The following is a 21,273-nucleotide window of genomic DNA, read 5'->3' as shown; positions in this document are numbered from 1 at the left end:
GCTGAATAGCAGCAGCATGTCCGACAGCAGACGATCCGTCGACCCGACCGAAGTTGGACAAGCCCAGCCCAGCGGCAACGCCGAGCGCGTGCTTTCACGCGTCTTCAAAATCGTTCTTGCCATTGCCGCCGTCGCGTATTTCGTGGTGGCGGGCGTGTATCTCGGCCTGCGCTACATCGTGCTGCCGCAGGTCGATTCGTTCCGGCCGCGCATCGAGCAACTGGTGTCGTCGAAGATTCATGCGCAGCTTCATATCGGCAGAATTTCCGCGCGCTGGTCGGGGCTCACGCCGACGCTCGATATCGACAATTTGCGCATCGACGCCGCCGACGGTTCGCCCGGACTCGCCGTGCCGCATGCGAGCGCGAGCATCGCGTGGGGCTCGCTGCTGCATGTGCGCCCGAAGCTCGCGGACCTGACCGTCGACGGGCCGGACGTGATCGTCGCGCGCAATGCCGACGGCGCGTTGAGTGTCGCGGGCGTGCCGCTGCCCACGCATCGCACCGGCTCCAACGCGTTCACCACCTGGCTGCTCGGCCAGGACAACATTCTTTTGCGCGACGGCACGCTGCGCTGGCGCGACGCCGAGCGCGCCGCGCCGGAAATCGCGTTCAAGCGGCTGCATCTCACGATCATCAACGACGGCACACGTCACCGGCTCGCGCTCAAAGCGCCCGCCGACGGCGACGTGCTGCACGGCCCGCTCGATCTGCGCGCGGACTTCCGCCATCAGCCGTTTTCCGCGATGGGCGCGCCCGCGAACTGGACCGGCCGTCTTTACGCATCGACGGGCCCGGTCGATCTGCCGACGCTCGCGCGCTACGTGAAGCTGCCGTTCCAGATGTTCAGCGGCCTCGTCAACAACGAGGTCTGGCTGAATTTCGCGGGCGGACAATTGCAGAACGCGAGCGGCCAGCTGAACGGCGCGACCATCGGCCTGCGGGTGCGCGCGTCGCAGCCGCGGCTTGATCTGCCGGTCGCGCGTTTCGGCTGGAGCATCGAGAAAAAGGACACCGAATACACGCTGAACCTCAGCAACCTGCACGCGGAACTCGGCCAGTTGCCGCTCGACGACGGCACGCCGGTCTCGCGCGTGCTCGTGTCGCGGCTGCTCTCCGCGACGTTCCGGCCGCCGAGCGTCGGCCACGGACAGTTGCTGCGGCTCACCGGAGACTCCGTCGATCTCGGCATCCTCGCGGAATTCGTGCGCGCGCTGCCGGTGCCCACGCGCGTGCTCAACGAACTCGTGCGCTTCAACCCGCGCGGTCAGGTGGCGAACTACACGATCTACACCGAACGGGCCGCGCCGAAGAGCGAAGACGAAGCGCAGCGGCAGCGCCAGAAAGGCGACGCCGCCCTGCTGCATTACGCGTTCAAGGGCGAGTTGCAAGGCATCAGCGTGCAGGCGCAGGAACCGCCGCCCGGCCTCACGATCAACAACCATCCGCGCGCGGGCATTCCGGGGGTCGACAATCTGTGGGGCGTCGTCGACGCGAACGAGAAGGAAGGCCGCATCACCATCGACACGAAAAACGCGGCGGTCATCATTCCCGGCGCCTTCGACGATCCGCGTCTCACCTTCGATTCGCTGCGGGGCAACGCGCGCTGGACCGTCGCCGATGCCATCGCGCCCGGCGAACAGCGCCGCGCGTTCAAAATTCATCTCGATACGCTGCACGTGAAGAACGCGGACGCCGAAGGCGAAGTCACCGCCGACTACTGGAATCAGGGCCATGGGCGCGGCAATCTCGACCTGAAAGCGAAGGTCGCGTATCTGAAGGTGACGCGTCTCGTGCGCTATCTGCCGACGAGCCTGAACGAGCGCGTGCGCGTCTATCTCGGTCACGCGCTGCAGGCAGGCGTCGCGAGAAACGGCACGCTCGAAGTGCACGGCGATCTCACCCGCTTCCCCTACGCGAAGTTTCCCGATGCGGGCGTGTTCCGCATCAACGCGCCCTTCACGGGCGGCAAGTTCGATCCCACGCCGTTTCCGCCGCGCAAGATGGCCAACGGCCTGCCGAACTTCTGGCCGGCGTTCGAGGGCATCGACGGCGTGTTTACGCTTGCGCAGAACAAGCTCGGCTTCGATATCGACCGCGGCCATTATCGCGGCGTGCGCGTGACGAAAGTGACCGGGCGCATCGACGATACGGGCAACCGCGAAACGAAACTGTGGATCGACGGCCGCGCGCACGGCCCGCTCGCCGACATGCTGCAATACGTCGACGACAGCTCGCTCGGCCTGATGGCGAAACACGCGACGCGCAAAATCGACGCGAAAGGCGACGCCGCGCTCGCGCTCACGCTCGGCATTCCGCGCTATCGCCCGCCCGCGCCGCAGCCGCCCATCAAGCCCGAATATAAAGGCTCGCTCACGTTCGCCGACAACGAAGTCGCGTACGGCAATCTGCCGCCGCTCACGCATCTGCGCGGCCGCGCGGACTTCGCCGCGAAAACCGTCACGCTCAACGACCTGACCGCGCAACTGCTCGGCGGCGACGTGCGCGCGAAAGGCGGCGTGCAGCCTGACGGCAGCTATGCCATCGACGTGAACGGGCGCATCGGCGCAGACGCAGCTGAGCGCTTCAATGCACGCATGACGCCGCAGGTCGTGCAGTTCATGAAGCGCATCAAGGGCGCGGCGCCATATGAATTGCATGTGCGCGGCGAGAAGAACGCGCTGCCGAACGTGCGGGCGAGTTCGGATCTGTCGGGGCTCGCGATCGATCTGCCCGCCCCGTTCGGCAAGGCACAAGGCACGCCGATGCCGTTCTCCTTCACGTTCCAGCCGACGCCGGGCGGCCCGTCGGATCTACACGACGCGCAGTTGAGCTTCGGTCCCGTGCAAGCGCATTACGTGTTCCGGCAGATCGGCCGTGCGCAGGTGAAGATCGACCCGCAGAACGCCGCCGAGCCGATGAACATGCGCGCGCAGTTGAAAGTCGTGCGCGGCGCGATCGGCGTGAACAAGCCGGGCGATCTGCCTGCTGAAGGCGTGAGCGCCGCCGTCGATCTCGACGAACTCGACGCCGACGCCTGGCGCAAAACCTTCGCCGAGATCAGCACGGCGAGCGCATCCGCGCCGCAAGCAGTAGCCGCCGCAAACGCGACGCGTCCGCCGATGAGCGAAGACGTCAAACAATTCATCCCGACGCGCGCCGCCGTCCATTTCACGACGCTCAGGCTGCTCGACCGGCGCTGGGAGAACGTCGTGATCGGCGCGAGCGAAAGCCAGAGCGATCGCAAGTGGCAGGCGAATGTGGCGTCCAATCAGGTGTCGGGCTATCTCGCGTGGACGCCCGGCGCAACGAAAGAAAGCCCGGGCGCGTTGCAGGCACGCTTCGCGAAAGTCGTGATTCCGGACAAGACGGAGGACGATCTGGTCGGCCGCGTGATCCGCAAGCCGCCGCGCAATATGCCGACGATCGATCTCATCGTGAACGAGCTCGTGTTCCGCGGCCACAGCCTCGGGCGGCTCGAAGTCGACGCCCACAACGAAGTGATCGCCGACGAGCCGATCTGGACGCTCGACAAGCTCGAACTCGCCAATCCCGATGCAACGCTCACCGCCAACGCGACGTGGCGCACGCTGCCGGGCGGCGCGATCCGAACTGCGCAAGCGCCACAGCCCGCCCAGCAGGACACCATGCCCTACGACACCGACGACGGCCTGCAGCGGCGCACGTCGCTCGATTTCAAGCTCGACTTGAAGGACGTCGGCCAGTTGATCGACCGCTTCGGCGCGCCGCGCGTGATCAACGCGGGCACCGGCACGGTGGCGGGCCACGCGGCGTGGAACGGCGGCCCGACCACGCTCGACATGAACACGCTCGACGGCAACGTCGCCGTCGATGTGCGGCACGGGCAAATTCTGCGCGCGCCGGGCGCGGCGAAGTGGCTCGGCATCTTCAGCCTGCGCAGTCTCGCGAACCTGCTGACGCTGCATTTCGAGGACGTCGTCGGCAAGGGTTTGCCGTTCGAGAAGATGACGGGCAACGCGCGCATCGTCGATGGCATCAGCCGCACGGACGACTTCCTGATGGTCACGCCGCCCGCGCGCGTGCAGATGCAGGGCATGGTCGATCTGCCGAAGCAGACGCAGGATCTGCACGTGAAGGTGATCCCGACCGTCGGCGCGGGCGCGGCTGCGATCGGCGCGGCGGTCATCAATCCGCTGCTCGGGCTCGGCGTGCTGGCGGCGGACATCGCGCTGTCGGCATCGATTCAGAAAGCGTTCGCCTTCGACTATTCGATCACCGGTTCGTGGAACAAACCTGTCATCCAGCGACTCAAGGGCGATCAGGGTAAGATCGAAACACCAGCCGCCGTCGACGTGCCGTCCGCCGTGCAGTAAGAAACGGGCGTTCGCGCGACGCCTCCTTCGTCCCTATTTTCTTGGCTGCGCACCGACACATGAGCGAAAGATCGAGCGAAAGCGCCGGCAAGCCGTTTCGAGTCGCCGCGCTGCAAATGGTCAGCACGCCCGAGTTGGACCGCAATCTGGCCGACGCCGGGCGCCTTATCGCCGAGGCGGCGCGCGGCGGCGCGCAACTCGTGCTCCTGCCGGAATATTTTTGCTACATGGGCTTCAAGGACACCGACAAACTGGCGATCCGTGAAACGCCCGGTTCCGGCCCCATTCAGCAATTCCTCTCCGATGCAGCGCGCGAACATCGCGTGTGGATCATCGGCGGGACCTTGCCGTTGCAGTCGCCGGAAGCGGACCGCGTGCTGAACACGACGCTCGTCTTTGATCCGTCCGGCGCGCAGGTCGCGCGTTACGACAAGATTCATCTGTTCAATTTCGAAAAAGGCGCGGAATCGTTCGACGAAGCGCGCACCATTTGCCCGGGCAGCGAAGTACGGACCTTCGACGCGCCGTTCGGGCGCGTCGGCTTGTCGGTTTGTTACGACCTGCGTTTTCCGGAGCTGTACCGGAAACTCGGCGATTGCGCGCTGATGGTCGTGCCGTCCGCATTCACCTATACGACGGGCAATGCGCACTGGGAGACGTTATTGAAGGCGCGCGCCGTCGAAAATCAGTGCTACGTGCTCGCCGCGGCGCAGGGCGGCAGGCACGAAAACGGCCGCCGCACGTGGGGCCACAGCATGCTGATCGATCCGTGGGGCGAGATCGTCGCCGTGCAGGACGAAGGCATGGGCGTGGTGGCGGGCGGCATCGACCTGGAACGTATCGTCGCCGTGCGACAGAGTTTGCCGGCGTACCGGCATCGCGTGATCGGGTGATCGCGCGGCCTGCGACCCCTTGCGAAATCTCGACTTGAAGATGCGGGTTTCTCCCCGCACATGACGTGACTGAATCAGACCGTAGAATAGTCTGCAATTCGTCTGAAATATCACCGAACTCGTCTTAGAAGACGTAATAGGCACCGCATGAACATCATCGAACCCGGCATTCGCAACCTGGTCACGGCGAAGGACGTTTTGCTCACGCCCTACGGCCTCGACGAAGGACTCATCACACGCACGCTCGCGGACATTTTCGAGCATCGCGTCGATTATGCCGACCTCTATTTCCAGTCCACGCGCAGCGAAGCGTGGAGTCTCGAAGAAGGCATCGTCAAATCGGGCAGCTTCAGCATCGACCAGGGCGTCGGCGTGCGCGCCGTGTCCGGCGAGCGCACGGCTTTCGCCTATTCCGACGATCTTTCGCCCGAATCCATCCGCCAGGCCGCGCTCATGACGCGCGCGATCGCCCGCGCGGGCGGCGGCAAACACAAGATCAAACCCGCGAGCGCGCTCACGGGCGTGTCGGGCCGCGATCTGTATCTGCCGTCCGATCCGCTGAGTTCGCTCGATGCCAACGCGAAAGTGAAACTGCTGGAGCGTGTCGAGCAGATGGCGCGCGGTAAAGATCCGCGCATCACGCAAGTCATGGCGGGGCTCGCCGGCGAATACGATGTCGTGCTGGTCGCGCGCAGCGACGGCGCCCTCGCCGCCGACGTGCGCCCGCTCGTGCGCGTGTCCGTGACGGTGATCGCCGAGCAGAATGGCCGGCGCGAGATCGGCACGGGCGGCGGCGGCGGCCGTTTCGACTACGGCTATTTCACCGACGCCATCCTGAACAAATATGTCGACGACGCCGTGCACGCGGCGCTCGTCAACCTCGAAGCGCGCCCTGCTCCGGCTGGTGCGATGACCGTCGTGCTCGGGCCGGGCTGGCCGGGCGTGCTGTTGCACGAGGCGATCGGACACGGCCTCGAAGGCGATTTCAACCGCAAGGGATCGTCGGCGTTTGCGGGGCGCATCGGCGAGCAGGTCGCGGCGAAGGGCGTCACGGTCGTCGATGACGGCACGCTGCCGAACCGGCGCGGCTCGCTCAATATCGACGACGAAGGCAATCCGACCCAGTGCACGACGCTGATCGAAGACGGCATTCTCAAGGGCTACATTCAGGACTCGCTCAACGCGCGCCTGATGAAAATGCCGGTGACGGGCAACGCGCGTCGCGAGTCGTACGCCGCCCTGCCGATGCCGCGCATGACCAACACGTACATGCTTAACGGCGACAAGGATCCGGAGGAAATTCTGGCGTCGGTGAAGAACGGCCTGTACGCGGTGAATTTCGGCGGCGGTCAGGTCGATATCACCAACGGCAAGTTCGTGTTCTCGGCGTCCGAGGCGTACATGATCGAGGACGGCAAGATCACGTACCCGGTGAAGGGCGCGACGCTGATCGGCAGCGGGCCGGAATCGCTGAAATACGTGACGATGATCGGCAACGACATGGCGCTCGACAGCGGCGTGGGCGTGTGCGGCAAGGAAGGCCAGAGCGTGCCGGTGGGCGTCGGGCAGCCGACATTGCGTATCGAGAAGATGACGGTCGGCGGAACGGTCTGATTCATGCGGATTTTCCGCATCGGATGCGTTTGTTTGCGGCGTCGCCGCATGGTCCGATGCGGATTGTCCGCGTTTCGTAGTTGCAGGCTTGTCAGCGCCGCGTGTTTGCGGTTATAAAAGCAGTCACAACTTTTTTCGACTCCCGTTCGATCCCTCATGTCCGCCAAGTTTTATTTTTATTTCTTTTGGCATCTCAAGCCGCTGGCGGATCGAGAGGGGTGAGTCTTAGGTCGAAAAAACCGAAATTCCCGAAAAACCGCCAGCGAGTCTGGCGGTTTTTTTTCGCCATCTGCCCTGGATCTTCGCTGGATCTGCCCTTGTTGGAGTAACGAAATGCCCCCGCACAATACCGATGACGTACGCATCCGCGAGTTGAAAGAGCTGACCCCGCCCGCGCATCTGATCCGCGAATTTCCCTGCGCCGAGCCGGTGTCGGAGCTGATCTACAACGCGCGGCAATCGATGCATCGCATCCTTCACGGGATGGATGACCGGCTGATCGTCATCATCGGGCCTTGCTCGATTCATGATCCGAAGGCTGCGATGGAGTACGCGGGGCGGTTGATCGAGCAGCGCAAGCGGTTCGCCGGAGAACTCGAAATTGTGATGCGCGTGTACTTCGAGAAGCCGCGGACCACGGTCGGCTGGAAGGGGCTCATCAACGATCCGTTCATGGATAACAGCTTCAAGATCAACGACGGGTTGCGGACCGCGCGGGAATTGCTCATGCATATCAATGAGCTTGGGCTTCCGGCCGGCACCGAGTACCTCGATATGATCAGCCCGCAGTACATCGCCGATCTGATTTCGTGGGGCGCGATTGGCGCGCGGACGACTGAATCGCAGGTTCATCGCGAACTGGCTTCGGGCTTGTCGTGCCCGGTCGGGTTCAAGAACGGTACGGATGGCAACGTGAAGATCGCCGTCGATGCAATCAAGGCGGCTTCGCAGCCTCACCATTTCCTTTCTGTGACCAAAGGCGGGCATTCGGCGATTGTTTCAACCGCGGGTAATGAGGATTGCCACATTATTTTGCGCGGCGGCAAAGCGCCGAATTACGATGCGGCGAGTGTGGATGCAGCTTGTAGTGATATCGGGAAGGCTGGTTTAGCCGCGCGTTTGATGATCGATGCGAGTCACGCGAACAGCTCGAAGAAGCATGAGAACCAGATTCCGGTTTGTGAAGATATCGGGCGGCAGCTTGCTTCCGGGGACGAGCGGATTGTTGGGGTGATGGTGGAGTCGCATCTTGTCGCGGGGCGACAGGATTTGAAGGAAGGGTGCGAATTGACCTACGGACAGAGCGTCACCGATGCTTGTATCGGGTGGGATGAGAGTGTGGGCGTGCTGGAAGGGCTGGCCGACTCCGTGAAGCAACGGAGAAGCGGACGAACAAACGGTAACTGATAAAAGCTTGTCTAGACCGACCATAGTGAAGGTCGGTCCGTAAAATAGCGACTGAGCTATACGACGTCTCGCGCGTGGTGCGATGTAATACTACTCTTCAATGCCCAGCGAAAGCTGTGCACTATAATCATGATTTTTAGAAGCGTTGTGCGATGATTTTTTCATTAAGTCCAACATTCGCGCTTTGATGGCTTCACATTTTTTGGTATTTTTAAAAACAACTGCGAGATAACAGTCTGTTCCGTAAAGCTCATTAACTACGCGCCTAAGCGCCTCATGAATCTTTGCGATCTTCTCCTTACTGACTCTACCACTTGTAATTACGAGCAAGTGTTCGATAAATCGATTGCCATGTACCGCGAATTGCGCCTCTCGCCCCTTGAGTTTTCCCATGTACTCTGTGGCAAGAGACTCCACTTCACGAAACTTAAGCACCAAATTCCATGCCAGTTCAGCGTCGAGTGGCTTGTCGAATATTTTCGCGTAATGTCCGTTGGGATCAGTAAGCGATCCGGCGTTACGCTTTGCGACAGTGACACTGCTCATATGATCGCTGGAGACTGCTAGCGCCATAGCCAGCTCCTGGACTTCAAGGCCTTTAGCGACATCAACAACTCTCTCACCGCGTCGATAACAATACTGAATGCCACGTTGCTTGAAAGATTCCGCGATGCCGTCCTGAATCGGATCCAAAGCCAGAAAGTCCTTGGCGTCAACGCGATTCTGTGTGTTAGTAGCTGTCGTTACTTTTTTTGCAATATCAATTGGTGCGTTTTCAAGCGAAATTACCTTTATCTGCACATACGCCTTCCGCACCGCGTGAGGACTCTTGCTGTACGCTTTTGCAATCGAACCGGTAGTTTGGGCTCCGTTCACGATCTTGAGATTGCTGACTTTCCAAAGCGCGCTTTCCTTCTGATCACCGAGTCCGATAGGCTTTCTTACGACTTCGTCCGCTATCGCCGTTATTCCATTGTTTAGATACCAAAACTCCGCTGGATCATTGACCAACGCGGCTTCTATTTGAGTATTAATCTCGCTTTCTGGCAACGTATTCCGGATATTTTCGGAGAAGAGAAGGTTCTCATGGGTATTGTGCCACTCTGCTACATCTGCACACGAAATTTTTCCGTACACAGCGTAGTATGGCTCTTTTTGTTCGCCCCAATGCAACAGATTGAGTTCCACGTCCGATTTCGAACCGGCTTTAATTGAATTTATTGTTCGAATAAGACGCTTCAGATCAAACTGCCTAAATGTTACGATCTCTTGGTGATCCGAATTATTTTCAGCTAGGAAGTCGCTTATGATATCTTCGCACTCACGGCTAATCGGATTATCGCTATTAAATGCGGCGACCACCACGATTTCCGGATCGTTCCGGATAGCGTCTGATATTTTATTTGCAATGATGCCATATCGAGCGTTAAACTTCTCCCAATTCTCATTCAACAGGTCGTAAACGCCCGCAATAAACTTTCGCAGATCTCCCGTATCAATAGTACCGGTACCTTTATTGGACCATTTAGCCTGAACTAGATAAAGCTTATTTTTTGGCGCATCGTAGGCGACTCCGTCTATCCCATTGTCGCGGCTTCCATCAACTACATAGTCTTTCACCGAAGAATACGGAAGACCGGTGAGCCCCGCTAGACATACTGCAGTGATTCCTCTCGAATATTTTTTTGAATCGTCAGCTGCGTCTTCAAGGTAAAGATGCTCTTTCACGATCGAATCGATGTGGTTTCTGACGCGTGTTGAAAGGATGATGCTCATTTTCTTAAGTTGTTTTAATGTTAGAAATTGCTACGTCTTGACTTTTTGGCAAAAAATAACGCTTAACGAGCTTAACATCAAGGTGCGGCGGCACGACGCCACAAAACATCACTCCCCCCATCCACCCGATTCAAAACCCGGGCCACCACAAACATCAAATCCGACAACCGATTCACATACCGCCGCGGCGCCTCATTCACGCCAGCCGCCTCAACCCGCCCAAGCGCGACAATCGCCCGCTCCGCCCTCCGGCAAACCGTCCGCGCAACGTGAGCCAACGCCGCCGCCCTGGACCCGCCCGGCAAGATAAATTCAGCCAACGGCGGCAATGTCGCGTTGTATTCCTCGAGCCACGCATCCAGTTGGGCGAGATGCGACTCCTGAATCATCGAATGCCCGGGAATCGACAACTCCCCGCCTAAGCTGAACAAATCGTTCTGAATCTGCGTCAGCACATCCCGCACGTCGGACGGCATCGGTTCGCAAAGCAAAACGCCGATGCACGAATTCAACTCATCCACATCGCCGATCGCCTCGATGCGCGCATCGTCCTTCGACACGCGACGGCCATCGCCCAAACCCGTGGTTCCGTCATCGCCGGTGCGTGTGGCGATCTTGCTCAAGCGGTGTCCCATCATCACTCCCTGAAATGCTGATCCATCGATAAACCGGCGAGCCATTATAGGCACGCATCCCCCTGGAAACCCCGCCCGCCCAGCATCGTCCGAGGGCGTAAAATGCGATGAACACCGTTCGCCGCTCGCGTCGTCACAAAGTGAGAATGCCGAGCGCATCAGCAAAAACCCGCAACGCCCATACCCAGCGCCCGGCGCACAAACAGACGCGCGAGGCCAGGCACAACATCAAGCTGAATCGTCCGGAGACACGCACGTGAATCACCCCAGCGAACACCACGCGCTTCAGAAACGCCCCTTTCCCGCGTCTCTTTTCGAAGCGCTGAAGGCAGCATTCGGCGACCGTGCGACGACATCGCAAGCCGTGCGCGAACATCACGGGCGTGACGAATCGCCGTTCGACCCGCAACTGCCCGACGCCGTCGTCTTCGCGCGCAGCACCGAGGAAGTGCAAGCCATCGTCCGGCTCTGCGCCGAGCACGGCGTGCCGATCATTCCCTACGGCAACGGCTCGTCGCTTGAGGGCCACTTGCTCGCGGTGCAAGGCGGCGTGTCGATCGATCTGTCCGAGATGAACCAGGTCGTCTCGATCAACGCCGAAGACCTCACTGCCACGGTCCAGCCGGGCATCTCGCGCAAGCAACTGAACGAGGCGCTCAAGGACACGGGCCTGTTCTTCCCGATCGACCCCGGCGCGGACGCCAGCATCGGCGGCATGTCCGCGACGCGCGCCTCCGGCACCAACGCCGTGCGCTACGGCTCGATGCGCGAAAACGTGCTCGCGCTCACCGTCGTCACAGCCGATGGCCGCGTCATCCACACCGGCACGCGCGCGCGCAAATCGTCTGCGGGATACGACCTGACGCGCCTGTTCGTCGGCTCGGAAGGCACGCTCGGCGTCATCACCGAAATCACCGTGCGCCTCTATCCGCAGCCCGAGGCGATTTCGGCGGCCGTATGCGCGTTCCCGTCGATGGGCGATGCCGTGCGCGCCGTCATCGAAACGATCCAGATGGGCGTGCCGATCGCGCGCGTCGAATTCGTCGACAAGCTCGCCGTGCGCGCGATCAATCGCCACTCGAACATGACGCTGCGTGAAGCGCCGATGCTGTTCTTCGAATTCCACGGCACCGAATCCGGCGTCAAGGAACAGGCGCAGACCGTGCAGGATATCGTCGCGGAAAATCGCGGCGAGGACTTCGAATGGGCCACGCGTCCCGAAGACCGCAGCCGTCTGTGGAACGCGCGTCACTCCGCCTACTTCGCGATGCTGCAACTGAAGCCCGGCTGCCGCGCTGTCACCACCGACGTCTGCGTGCCGATCTCGCGTCTCGCCGAATGCGTCGAGGAAACCGAGAAGGACCTGCAAGGCTCGTATTTGCCGAGCCCGATCGTCGGCCATGTCGGCGACGGCAACTTCCACGTCGCGATGCTGCTCGATCCCGCCAAGCCCGAAGAACTCGAAGAAGCCGAGCGCATCAACCGGCTTATCGTCGCGCGGGCGCTCGCGATGGGCGGCACCTGCACCGGCGAACATGGCGTCGGGCTGCACAAGATGGGCTTCATGATCGACGAGCACGGCGCGGATGCCATCGCGGTGATGCGCGCCATCAAACAGGCGCTCGATCCGAACAACTTGATGAACCCGGGGAAAATCTTCGCTTTCGAAGGTTGACGAAGTCGCGCAAGATGCACGAATAAGCAAGCGGCGCTGACCGCGCAGGCATCGAAGGATCAAGAAGGACGAGACATGAATGCACCCGACGAGCTCAAGCCCGAGCAGATGTCGCCCAACCTGCCGCACGAAGACGCGCCCGCGCTGAGCGAAGAGCAGCTCGCCGCACGTCAGCGCGAAGTCGTGCAGGCGCTGATGGCGGTGCTACCGACGCATTGCCTGCTGTTCCGCGAGGAAGACACCGCCGCCTATGAATGCGACGGCCTCGCCGCATACCGACGCCTGCCGCTCGCGGTCGCGCTGCCGGAAACCGAGGCGCAGGTGCAGCGCGTCGTGCAGATCTGCGCGCGTCTTTCCATTCCGATCGTCCCGCGCGGCGCGGGCACCGGACTCTCCGGCGGCGCGATGCCGATCCGGCACGGCATCGTGCTGTCGCTCGCGCGCTTTCGCAAGATCGTCGAAGTCGATCCCTACGCGCGCACGGCGACCGTGCAGCCCGGCGTGCGCAATCTCGCCATTTCGGAGGCCGCCGCGCCCTACGGCTTGTACTACGCGCCCGATCCGTCGTCGCAGATCGCGTGCACGATCGGCGGCAACGTGTCGGAAAACTCGGGCGGCGTGCACTGTCTGAAATACGGCCTGACCGTGCACAACGTGCTGCGCGTGCGCGCAGTGACCATGGACGGCGACGTCGTCGAATTCGGCTCGCTCGGGCCGGACGCGCCGGGCCTCGATCTGCTGGCGGTGCTGATCGGCAGCGAGGGCATGTTCGCGATCGTCACCGAAATCACCGTCAAGCTGATCCCGAAGCCGCAGACGGCGCAAGTCATCATGGCGAGCTTCGACGACGTGGTGAAAGGCGGCAACGCGGTTGCGGAGATCATCGCGGCGGGCATCATTCCGGCCGGCCTCGAAATGATGGACAAACCCGCGACACGCGCGGTCGAGCAGTTCGTCAACGCGGGCTACGACCTCGACGCCGCCGCGATCCTGCTCTGCGAATCCGACGGCACGCACGACGAAGTGGCCGAAGAAATTGTCCGCATGACGGCGGTGCTGCGCGAGCACGGCGCGTCGCGCATCCAGATTTCGCGTTCGGAAACGGAGCGGCTCAAGTTCTGGTCCGGCCGCAAGAACGCCTTTCCGGCGGCAGGCCGCATCTCGCCGGACTATTACTGCATGGACGGCACCGTGCCGCGCCGCGCGATCGGGCCGCTGCTCGCGCGCATCGAAGAGATGGAGAAAAAGTACGCGTTGCGCTGCATCAACGTGTTCCATGCCGGCGACGGCAACATGCATCCGCTGATTCTCTTCAACGGCAACGATCTCGACGAATGGCATCGCGCAGAGGCCTTCGGCTGCGACATTCTCGAGACCTGCGTCGAACTGGGCGGCACGGTGACGGGCGAGCACGGCGTGGGCATCGAAAAGATCAATTCGATGTGCGTGCAATTCTCGCCGGAAGAGCGCGACGCATTTTTCGCGGTCAAGCGCGCGTTCGATCCGCCCGGTCTGCTCAACCCCGACAAGGGTATTCCGACGCGCGCGCGCTGCGCCGAATACGGCAAGATGCATGTGCGCGGCGGCCTGCTGCCGCATCCCGAACTGCCGCGTTTCTAGATTCAACGAGGCGCGGCGCGCGTTCCGCTATCCATGTTTCTCCGAGTGCGACGGCGTTAAGCGGCCGGTACAATCGACCGGACAAGCGTAAAGCCGAATACAGAAGTCGAACAGCGGCATCGACGAACAAGCGGAACATCCATGGAACAGGACGACATCGTCGCCGGCTGGTCGGAACGGATCGCCCGGGCCTCCGAAACCGGCACGCTGCTTCGCATCCGCGGCGGCGGCACGAAGGACTGGTACGGCCAGACGCTCCAGGGAGACATTCTCGATACGCGCGCGCATCGCGGCATCATCGCCTACGATCCGGCTGAGCTGGTCATCACGGCGCGCAGCGGCACGCCGCTCGCCGAAATCGAAGCGAAGCTGCGCGAGCACAATCAGATGCTGCCCTTCGAGCCGCCCCACTTCGGGCGCAACGCGACCTTCGGCGGCTGCATCGCCGCGGGGCTTGCCGGACCGCGCCGCGCGTGGACCGGCGCACCGCGCGATTTCGTGCTCGGCGCCGTTGTCATGAACGGACACGGGCAAGTGCTGCACTTCGGCGGGCAAGTGGTGAAGAACGTCGCCGGCTATGACGTGTCGCGGCTGCTCGCCGGCTCGCTCGGCACGCTCGGGCTGATCCTCGAACTGTCGGTCAAGGTGCTGCCGCGGCCCGTCGCCGAAGCCACGCTCAAGTTCGACATGCACGCAACAGACGGCGTGCGCAAGCTCAACGAATGGGGCGGCCATCCGCTGCCGATCACCGGCAGCGCGTGGCGCGACGGCACGCTCGCGCTGCGTCTCGCGGGCGCGGAGGCGGCCGTGAAGACCGCGCGCAATACGCTCGGCGGCGAAGTGGTCGATGCCGTCGAGGCCGACCGCTTCTGGATCGGCCTGCGCGAACAGACCGATCCGTTCTTCTCCGTGATCGAGCCGCGCTCGGCGCTGTGGCGGCTCGCGTTGCCGTCGATCGCCGAGCCGCTGCATCTGCCGGGCGCGCAACTGATGGAATGGGGCGGCGCGCAGCGCTGGTGGATCACCGACACCGATCCGCAGACCGTGCGCATCAGCGCGAAGCAGGCGGGCGGCCACGCGACCATCTTTCGCGGCGGTTCCGCCTACGACCGCAATGCGGGCGTGTTCACGCCGCTGCCCGCGCCGCTGATGAAGATTCATCGTGGATTGAAGGCTGCATTCGATCCCGCGCGCATCTTCAATCGCGCGCGTTTGTATCCCGATTTTTAGCCGCATCGCGAACCGAGCCTGAGATAAAACGATGCAAACCAATCTCGCCGATTTCATCCGCGGCACAGCCGATGGCGACGAAGCCGACGCCATCCTGCGCAAGTGCGTGCACTGCGGCTTCTGCACGGCGACCTGCCCGACATATCAGTTGCTCGGCGACGAACTCGACGGGCCGCGCGGGCGCATCTATCTGATGAAGCAGATGTTCGAAGGCGCGCCGGTCACGCGCAGCACGCAGCTGCATCTGGATCGCTGTCTCACGTGCCGCAACTGCGAGAGCACGTGCCCGTCGGGCGTGCAGTACGGCAAGCTCGTCGAGATCGGGCGCAAGGTAATCGAAGAAAAGGTCGAGCGGCCGATGCGCCAGCGCCTGCAACGCCGCTTTCTCGCCAGCTTCCTGCCGAACAGCACGCTCTTCACACCCGCGATGAAGCTCGGCCAGCAGTTTCGCGGCCTGCTGCCGCGCAAGCTGCGCGCCAAGATTCCGCTGCCCGAACGGCCGCTCGTCGCGCCCACGGGCAAGCACGCGCGCAAGATGCTGATGCTCGCCGGATGCGTGCAGCCCGCGATGATGCCCAACGTCAACACGGCGACGGCGCGCGTGTTCGATGCGCTCGGCGTCGAGATCGTCACCGCGCCCGACGCGGGCTGCTGCGGCGCGATCCGTCTGCATCTCGGCTACAACGACGACGCGCTGGACGACGTGCGCAACAACATCGACGCGTGGTGGCCGCACGTGGAAAACGGCGTCGAGGCGATCGTCATGAACGCGTCGGGCTGCGGCGCGACGGTCAAGGAATACGCGCACTTGCTGCGGCACGATCCGGCGTATGCACAGAAGGCGCAGCGCATCGTCGAACTGACGCGCGATCTCGCCGAAATCCTGCCGCAGTACGAGGAAGAACTCGTGGCGCTCGCGCGGCGGCGCGGCGTGCATACGGTCGCGTTTCATCCGCCGTGCACGTTGCAGCACGGCCAGCAGATTCGCGGACGCATCGAGCATCTGCTCACCGCGCTCGGGCTCGAAGTGCGGCTGCCCGCCGACAGTCATCTCTGTTGCGGCTCGGCGGGCACGTACTCGGTATTGCAGCCGAAGCTCTCGTACACGCTGCGCAATCAGAAGCTCGACCGGCTGGAGAAACTGGAGCCGCAACTGATCCTGTCGGCGAATGTCGGCTGCATTGCGCATCTGCAAAGCGGCACGTCGACGCCCGTCACGCACTGGATTCAACTTCTGGAGCATCTGATTTACGGATGAGCGGTTCGTATAATGGGCGGATTGCCCTCCAATGCCGCGCGCCATGTCGATCGCTCAACATCTCGAAGAAGTTCGTCAACGCATCGCGAAGGCCGCGCACGACGCCTCGCGCGATGCGTCTTCCGTAAAGCTGCTCGCTGTCTCCAAAACGTTTCCCGCGAGCGACGTGCGCGCCGCGTTCGACGCCGGCCAGCGCGCGTTCGGCGAGAACTACGTGCAGGAAGGCATCGCGAAGATCGCCGAGCTTGCGGATCTGCGCGGCGACATCGAATGGCATTTCATCGGGCCGCTTCAATCGAACAAGACGAAGCTCGTGGCCGAACAGTTCGACTGGGTGCATTCGATCGATCGCCTGAAGATCGCCGAGCGGCTCGCGTCGCAGCGTCCCGAAGGCTCGCGCGCGCTCAACGTGTGCGTGCAAGTGAACGTGAGCGGCGAGGCGTCGAAAAGCGGCGTCGAACCGGAGCAGGCCGCGGCGCTCGCGCACGCGGTGGCGGCCCTCCCCGGCCTGCGCCTGCGCGGCCTGATGGCGATTCCCGAACCCGCCGGCACGCTCGACGCGCAACGCGTGCCGCATGCGCGCCTGCGCAAACTGTTCGATGCATTGCGCGCCGACGGCCTCGATCTCGACACGCTCTCCATGGGCATGTCCGCCGATCTCGAAGCCGCCGTGCTCGAAGGCGCGACCATGGTGCGCATCGGCACCGCGATTTTCGGCGCGCGAACCTACACTCACTGACCTCACTCTCACCATGAAAATCGCATTCATCGGCGGCGGCAACATGGCCGCGGCGCTCATCGGCGGATTGATCAAGCGCGGCACCGCACCGGCCGACATCTACGCCGTCGACATCAACGACGAAGCGCGCGCGCGCACCGCGAAGCAGTTCGGCATTGCGACGGGCGCGGGCATCGACGCGACGCTTGCCGGCTACGACGCCATTGTGCTCGCCGTGAAGCCGCAAGTGCTCAAGAGCGTGGCCGACGCGCTCGTGCCGCATCTGTCGAAGCAGACGATCATCAGCATCGCGGCGGGCATCCGCGCGAGCGATCTGTCGCGCTGGCTGAACGGCTATACGCAGATCGTGCGCACGATGCCGAATACGCCCGCGCTGATCGGCATGGGCGTGACCGGACTCGCCGCGCTGCCGGGCGTCGCGGATGCAGCGAAGGCGCTGGCGTCGGAGGTGCTGGAAGCGGTGGGCACGGCCGTCTGGTTCGACGACGAAGCGAAACTCGACGCCGTCACCGCGATCTCCGGCAGCGGCCCGGCCTACGTGTTCTATTTCATCGAAGCGATGCAGGAGGCGGCGCGCCAGCTTGGCCTGGACGACGAGCAAGGCCGCGCGCTCGCGGTTGCCACGTTCACCGGCGCCGCGCAACTCGCGGCGCAATCGGGGGAACCGGCGAGCGTGTTGCGCGAACGCGTGACATCGAAGGGCGGCACGACGGCGGCGGCGCTCGCATCGTTCGATGCGCAGGGCGTGAAGGACGCAATCGTGCGCGGTGCGCTGGCCGCACAGGCGCGGGCGCAGGAAATGGGCGACGAACTGGGCGCCGCCTGACGCGCGGAAGTTCGACGGCAGCCTGACCCCGGCTGCCGTCGCCGTATCAAAGCTGCCTTAAAGCTTCTTCAGCACGAACTCGATGCCGCATTCCGCAAACGCCGTGCGCGTCTGGTCGAAGCGCGGCGCGTTGTGCAGGAAGGTGTGATCGAGCCGCTCGATCTTCACGATATCCACGTCCTGTCCGAACTCCCGCAGCATGTCGAGCACGTTGATCGACACGGGCGACCAGCTCGCGCGCTTGAACATGGCGAACGTGTGTTTGTGATCGTAATTGAAGGTCGAGGGCCATACGCCTTGCTCGTACATGTCCTCGTCCGGCACGGTGACGATCATGTGACCGCCCGGCTTGAGCACGCGCAACCAATGACGCAGCGCGATTCGCGGATCCACCATGTGTTCGAGGCAATGCGCCGAGTACACGAAATCGAAGCTGCCGTCCTGCACGTTCTCGAGATATTGCGCGTCGCCCTGCGCCCATTCGTAGACCGTGACGCTTTCGATACGCGGAAACATCGAGCGATACAGCGCGATGCTGTCTTTGCCGCCGCCGATATCGATGCCCTTGCCGACGAGCCATCGGTTCGAAAACCGCGCATCCTGCACTCTGCGGTTGAGCGAAATGCACGTGGTACCGGGAACGCCCAACGTTACCGTCGCGACATGCGTGACATCGCCGGGTACGACCCACTTCTTCAAATCGTAAGCGCCCCAGGCTCGCGGCCACAGAACCGCATAGCCCGAGTCCTCGGCATGCCAATGAAGCGTGTGCGTGGCGTCGAACAGCGCGAGCGATGCGCGAAACTGCGCTTCTTTCTCGAAGCCGTTTTCCACCCAATCGGGGATGGGTCCGAATGCAACTTCGAAATCGCGAAGATAAATGCGCACGTCGTCGATGACGATCAACGCGTCGTCCGCCTTCCCCTGCAGGTTTTCGAGCTCGGCGATCAGCGGCAGGCGCGTGTCCGGCGCGTGGTCTTTGCTGAGATAGCTTTGGTCTCCGTGATCCGCGCCGGGATAGTGCGCATCGAGAAAAATCAGCGTGCGGCTTTCCGCCAACGCGGTGGACACGGCCGACGAATCGAGAAACGCGATGCTGTCCGCGTGTGCGACATACAACTGCTCGCTCTGCTCGACCCGCGCGAACAGCGGTTCGTAAATCTCGCAGGAAAGCGCGCGCTTGAAGCCGGCATTCAGCGCGGCGCGACATGAGCCGCCCCGCCCGTAACCGGTTTCGATGAGGTGAGTAACGCGATGTCGCGAGACGAGCGGCGCGAGATCGAAACGTGCGAGTGAGCCCATGATTCACCGTTGCTATGCGGAAATGAACCCCGACGATAGCAGCCGGTCGCGCCGAACACTCCCGGCGCAATCAAATTTGTCGTTCCCGCGCCCGTTCTCGCGCCCGTTCGACGCGCGAACAAGCTCAGCCGAACGCGTAATGCAGTGCGATGCCCGCGAACAACATGCCGCCGAGCCAGTTGTTGTGCTTGAACGCAGCGAAGCACGCCATGCGATCGCGCCCGCGGATCAGCCCGTAGTGATACACCGCGCAGCCCGCCGCCGCGAGCCAGCCGAGCCAGTAGAGCCAGCCGAAGCCGAGCGTCACGCCGATTCCCGCGTAGATCGCGAGCGTCGCCGCGTAGCACAGCATCACGGCGAGCACGTCATGGCGCCCGAACGTGAGCGCCGAGGTGCGGATGCCGATTTTGATGTCGTCGTCGCGATCGACCATCGCATATTCGGTGTCGTACGCGACCGACCAGAACACGTTGGCGGCCAGCATGATCCACGCGAGCATCGGCACCTGGTTCTGCACGGCGGCGAAGGCCATCGGAATGCCGAAGCCGAACGCGATGCCGAGATACGCCTGCGGAATCGCGAAGAAGCGCTTCGTGAACGGATACGTGCCCGCGACGAACAACGCGAACACCGACAGTTCTTTCGTGAGCGTGTTGAGCGGCAGGATCAGCAGAAACGCGACGAGCGCGAGCGCCGCCGCCAGCGCCACCGCTTCCCATGCCCGGATCTTGCCCGAGGTGATCGGCCGCTCGGCGGTGCGCTTCACGTGGCGGTCGAAGTCGCGGTCGGCGTAGTCGTTGATCGCGCAACCCGCCGAGCGCATCAGGATCGTGCCGACGGTGAAAATGACGAGCAGCATCGGCGACGGCCGGCCGTCGGACGCAATCCACAGCGCGTTGAGCGTCGGCCACAAAAGCAGCAGGCTGCCGATGGGCTTGTCGAGGCGCACGAGGCGCATGAAGAGCGGGAGACGGGCGAACATGGCGGAGCGAGCCGGGGAAAACGCAACGGCCTATTTTAGACCAGCGGGGCGCGCCGTCGCGAGAAGCAAAAACCCCGCGTGGCGCGGGGTTTCGTTACATCGATGCCGAAAACGGCTAACGCTTTACGCCAGCATCGAACGCAGCATCCACGCGGTTTTCTCGTGCGTCTGCATGCGCTGCGTGAGCAGGTCGGCGGTCGGTTCGTCGTTCGCGGCTTCGGTCGCCGGGAAAATCTCACGCGCCGTGCGCACCACGGCTTCCTGGCCTTCCACCAGCTGGCGGATCATCTCTTCGGCAGCCGGCACGCCGTCCGCTTCCGGAATCGACGACAGCTTCGCGAATTCCCGATAGCTGCCCGGCGCATGCACGCCCAGCGCGCGGATACGTTCCGCGATCGAATCGACGGCCAGCGCCAGTTCGTTGTACTGCGTCTCGAACATCAGATGCAGCGTGTTGAACATCGGGCCCGTGACGTTCCAGTGGAAATTGTGCGTCTTCAGGTACAGCGTGTACGTGTCGGCCAGCAGCCGGGACAGCCCGTCGGCGATCTTCTTGCGATCTTTGTCGCTGATGCCGATGTTGACGGCAGGTGCCGTGCCTTTCTTCGCCATGATGACTCCGTGAGAGAGTGATTCGAACGGTGCAGGCGCCGCGCAACGTTTCGCTGCGCGGCGCGTCGAGCGTTCGACAGTTTATCGTAGAAACGGGGAACGCTTTATTGCACGCGACGCCATGAAGCAGTGCTTGCGCCGCGCGTTCGACTCACGCTCAGGCGACGACGACACCGCTCGCGACCACGAGCCCATAAGCCACCGCGACGATCCCGAACGCAATCGCTGCGCGCACGGCGCGCGAGGCGTCGCGGCTCTTCGCTTCGATCTGATCGACCGCCTGTGCGATGTGATTCAACGCTTGAGACATGATGTTTCCTCCGGTTCTACCGTCTTTCGCTCTCTAGTCG

General features: G+C 62.7%; 16 protein-coding genes. 10 read left to right on the top strand and 6 right to left on the bottom strand.

Going from position 1 to position 21,273, the window contains the following annotated elements; genetic code table 11:
* Positions 1 to 16 precede the first annotated feature (16 nt).
* The 4 genes from BRPE64_RS01870 (at position 17) to aroG (ending at position 8,268) form a co-directional block, all read left to right on the top strand.
* Positions 17 to 4,354, top strand: coding sequence for a YhdP family phospholipid transporter (locus BRPE64_RS01870; protein ID WP_044041110.1), 4,338 nt, complete (start codon positions 17 to 19; stop codon positions 4,352 to 4,354).
* A gap of 59 nt (positions 4,355 to 4,413) precedes the next feature.
* The gene (locus BRPE64_RS01865; protein WP_016344311.1) at positions 4,414 to 5,247 is read left to right on the top strand and encodes a carbon-nitrogen hydrolase family protein; all 834 of its coding nucleotides are present in this window, start codon (positions 4,414 to 4,416) and stop codon (positions 5,245 to 5,247) included.
* Positions 5,248 to 5,394: 147 nt separating this feature from the next.
* Positions 5,395 to 6,861 (top strand): metalloprotease TldD, encoded by a 1,467-nt coding sequence (gene tldD / locus BRPE64_RS01860; protein ID WP_016344310.1) that lies wholly within the window; start codon positions 5,395 to 5,397, stop codon positions 6,859 to 6,861.
* A gap of 333 nt (positions 6,862 to 7,194) precedes the next feature.
* Positions 7,195 to 8,268: a 3-deoxy-7-phosphoheptulonate synthase AroG gene (aroG, locus tag BRPE64_RS01855; RefSeq protein WP_016344309.1), complete on the top strand. Its 1,074-nt coding sequence runs from the start codon at positions 7,195 to 7,197 to the stop codon at positions 8,266 to 8,268.
* Positions 8,269 to 8,358: 90 nt separating this feature from the next.
* Here aroG and BRPE64_RS01850 read toward each other — a convergent pair whose 3' ends face one another.
* A complete protein-coding gene (locus tag BRPE64_RS01850) occupies positions 8,359 to 10,044 on the bottom strand; it encodes an AIPR family protein (protein ID WP_016344308.1) in 1,686 nt (561 codons plus the stop codon).
* A gap of 77 nt (positions 10,045 to 10,121) precedes the next feature.
* Entirely contained in the window at positions 10,122 to 10,679 is a 558-nt protein-coding gene (locus tag BRPE64_RS01845; protein WP_044041882.1) for a cob(I)yrinic acid a,c-diamide adenosyltransferase, read from the bottom strand.
* Between the two features lie 256 nt (positions 10,680 to 10,935).
* On the opposite strand from BRPE64_RS01845, the gene BRPE64_RS01840 reads away from it, so the two are divergent.
* From BRPE64_RS01840 to proC, 6 genes are all read left to right on the top strand, one after another.
* Positions 10,936 to 12,354 carry an FAD-binding oxidoreductase gene (locus BRPE64_RS01840; RefSeq protein WP_016344305.1) on the top strand — a complete coding sequence of 473 codons (1,419 nt, stop codon included), beginning with the start codon at positions 10,936 to 10,938 and terminating at the stop codon, positions 12,352 to 12,354.
* Positions 12,355 to 12,429: 75 nt separating this feature from the next.
* A complete protein-coding gene (locus tag BRPE64_RS01835; protein WP_016344304.1) occupies positions 12,430 to 13,974 on the top strand; it encodes an FAD-linked oxidase C-terminal domain-containing protein in 1,545 nt (514 codons plus the stop codon).
* Between the two features lie 141 nt (positions 13,975 to 14,115).
* Complete coding sequence (gene glcE, locus BRPE64_RS01830) at positions 14,116 to 15,204, top strand: glycolate oxidase subunit GlcE (RefSeq protein ID WP_016344303.1); 1,089 nt, start codon at positions 14,116 to 14,118, stop codon at positions 15,202 to 15,204.
* A 31-nt stretch (positions 15,205 to 15,235) separates the two neighbouring features.
* Positions 15,236 to 16,462, top strand: a complete 1,227-nt coding sequence (glcF, locus tag BRPE64_RS01825; protein WP_016344302.1) for a glycolate oxidase subunit GlcF — start codon at positions 15,236 to 15,238, stop codon at positions 16,460 to 16,462.
* A 43-nt stretch (positions 16,463 to 16,505) separates the two neighbouring features.
* Positions 16,506 to 17,201 (top strand): YggS family pyridoxal phosphate-dependent enzyme, encoded by a 696-nt coding sequence (locus tag BRPE64_RS01820; protein ID WP_173405430.1) that lies wholly within the window; start codon positions 16,506 to 16,508, stop codon positions 17,199 to 17,201.
* A gap of 13 nt (positions 17,202 to 17,214) precedes the next feature.
* Positions 17,215 to 18,027, top strand: a complete 813-nt coding sequence (gene proC / locus BRPE64_RS01815) for a pyrroline-5-carboxylate reductase (protein WP_016344300.1) — start codon at positions 17,215 to 17,217, stop codon at positions 18,025 to 18,027.
* Positions 18,028 to 18,084: 57 nt separating this feature from the next.
* Here proC and BRPE64_RS32180 read toward each other — a convergent pair whose 3' ends face one another.
* The 4 genes from BRPE64_RS32180 to BRPE64_RS33130 all read right to left on the bottom strand — a co-directional run bounded on the left by BRPE64_RS32180 (position 18,085) and on the right by BRPE64_RS33130 (position 21,233).
* The gene (locus BRPE64_RS32180) at positions 18,085 to 19,329 is read right to left on the bottom strand and encodes a methyltransferase domain-containing protein (protein ID WP_016344299.1); all 1,245 of its coding nucleotides are present in this window, start codon (positions 19,327 to 19,329) and stop codon (positions 18,085 to 18,087) included.
* A gap of 124 nt (positions 19,330 to 19,453) precedes the next feature.
* Positions 19,454 to 20,311 carry a 4-hydroxybenzoate octaprenyltransferase gene (ubiA, locus tag BRPE64_RS01805; protein ID WP_016344298.1) on the bottom strand — a complete coding sequence of 286 codons (858 nt, stop codon included), beginning with the start codon at positions 20,309 to 20,311 and terminating at the stop codon, positions 19,454 to 19,456.
* Between the two features lie 123 nt (positions 20,312 to 20,434).
* A complete protein-coding gene (locus tag BRPE64_RS01800) occupies positions 20,435 to 20,923 on the bottom strand; it encodes a Dps family protein (protein ID WP_016344297.1) in 489 nt (162 codons plus the stop codon).
* A gap of 157 nt (positions 20,924 to 21,080) precedes the next feature.
* Positions 21,081 to 21,233 (bottom strand): hypothetical protein, encoded by a 153-nt coding sequence (locus BRPE64_RS33130; RefSeq protein ID WP_016344296.1) that lies wholly within the window; start codon positions 21,231 to 21,233, stop codon positions 21,081 to 21,083.
* Positions 21,234 to 21,273: the final 40 nt, after the last annotated feature.

Source organism: Caballeronia insecticola, assembly GCF_000402035.1.
Classification (GTDB): Bacteria; Pseudomonadota; Gammaproteobacteria; order Burkholderiales; family Burkholderiaceae; genus Caballeronia; species Caballeronia insecticola.
The sequence above is the reverse complement of the archived record's forward strand: the minus strand, read 5'-3'. Positions and strand labels throughout refer to the sequence as shown.

Bases quoted from the DNA above. Each gene is read 5' to 3' on its own strand.
- glcE (WP_016344303.1), top strand. From the start codon at position 14,116: ATGGAACAGGACGACATCGTCGCCGGCTGGTCGGAACGGATCGCCCGG.
- tldD (WP_016344310.1), top strand. From the start codon at position 5,395: ATGAACATCATCGAACCCGGCATTCGCAACCTGGTCACGGCGAAGGAC.
- BRPE64_RS33130 (WP_016344296.1), bottom strand. From the start codon at position 21,233: ATGTCTCAAGCGTTGAATCACATCGCACAGGCGGTCGATCAGATCGAA.
- proC (WP_016344300.1), top strand. From the start codon at position 17,215: ATGAAAATCGCATTCATCGGCGGCGGCAACATGGCCGCGGCGCTCATC.
- BRPE64_RS01870 (WP_044041110.1), top strand. From the start codon at position 17: ATGTCCGACAGCAGACGATCCGTCGACCCGACCGAAGTTGGACAAGCC.
- BRPE64_RS01865 (WP_016344311.1), top strand. From the start codon at position 4,414: ATGAGCGAAAGATCGAGCGAAAGCGCCGGCAAGCCGTTTCGAGTCGCC.
- glcF (WP_016344302.1), top strand. From the start codon at position 15,236: ATGCAAACCAATCTCGCCGATTTCATCCGCGGCACAGCCGATGGCGAC.
- BRPE64_RS01850 (WP_016344308.1), bottom strand. From the start codon at position 10,044: ATGAGCATCATCCTTTCAACACGCGTCAGAAACCACATCGATTCGATC.
- BRPE64_RS01845 (WP_044041882.1), bottom strand. From the start codon at position 10,679: ATGGGACACCGCTTGAGCAAGATCGCCACACGCACCGGCGATGACGGA.
- ubiA (WP_016344298.1), bottom strand. From the start codon at position 20,311: ATGTTCGCCCGTCTCCCGCTCTTCATGCGCCTCGTGCGCCTCGACAAG.
- BRPE64_RS01835 (WP_016344304.1), top strand. From the start codon at position 12,430: ATGAATGCACCCGACGAGCTCAAGCCCGAGCAGATGTCGCCCAACCTG.
- aroG (WP_016344309.1), top strand. From the start codon at position 7,195: ATGCCCCCGCACAATACCGATGACGTACGCATCCGCGAGTTGAAAGAG.
- BRPE64_RS32180 (WP_016344299.1), bottom strand. From the start codon at position 19,329: ATGGGCTCACTCGCACGTTTCGATCTCGCGCCGCTCGTCTCGCGACAT.
- BRPE64_RS01800 (WP_016344297.1), bottom strand. From the start codon at position 20,923: ATGGCGAAGAAAGGCACGGCACCTGCCGTCAACATCGGCATCAGCGAC.
- BRPE64_RS01820 (WP_173405430.1), top strand. From the start codon at position 16,506: ATGTCGATCGCTCAACATCTCGAAGAAGTTCGTCAACGCATCGCGAAG.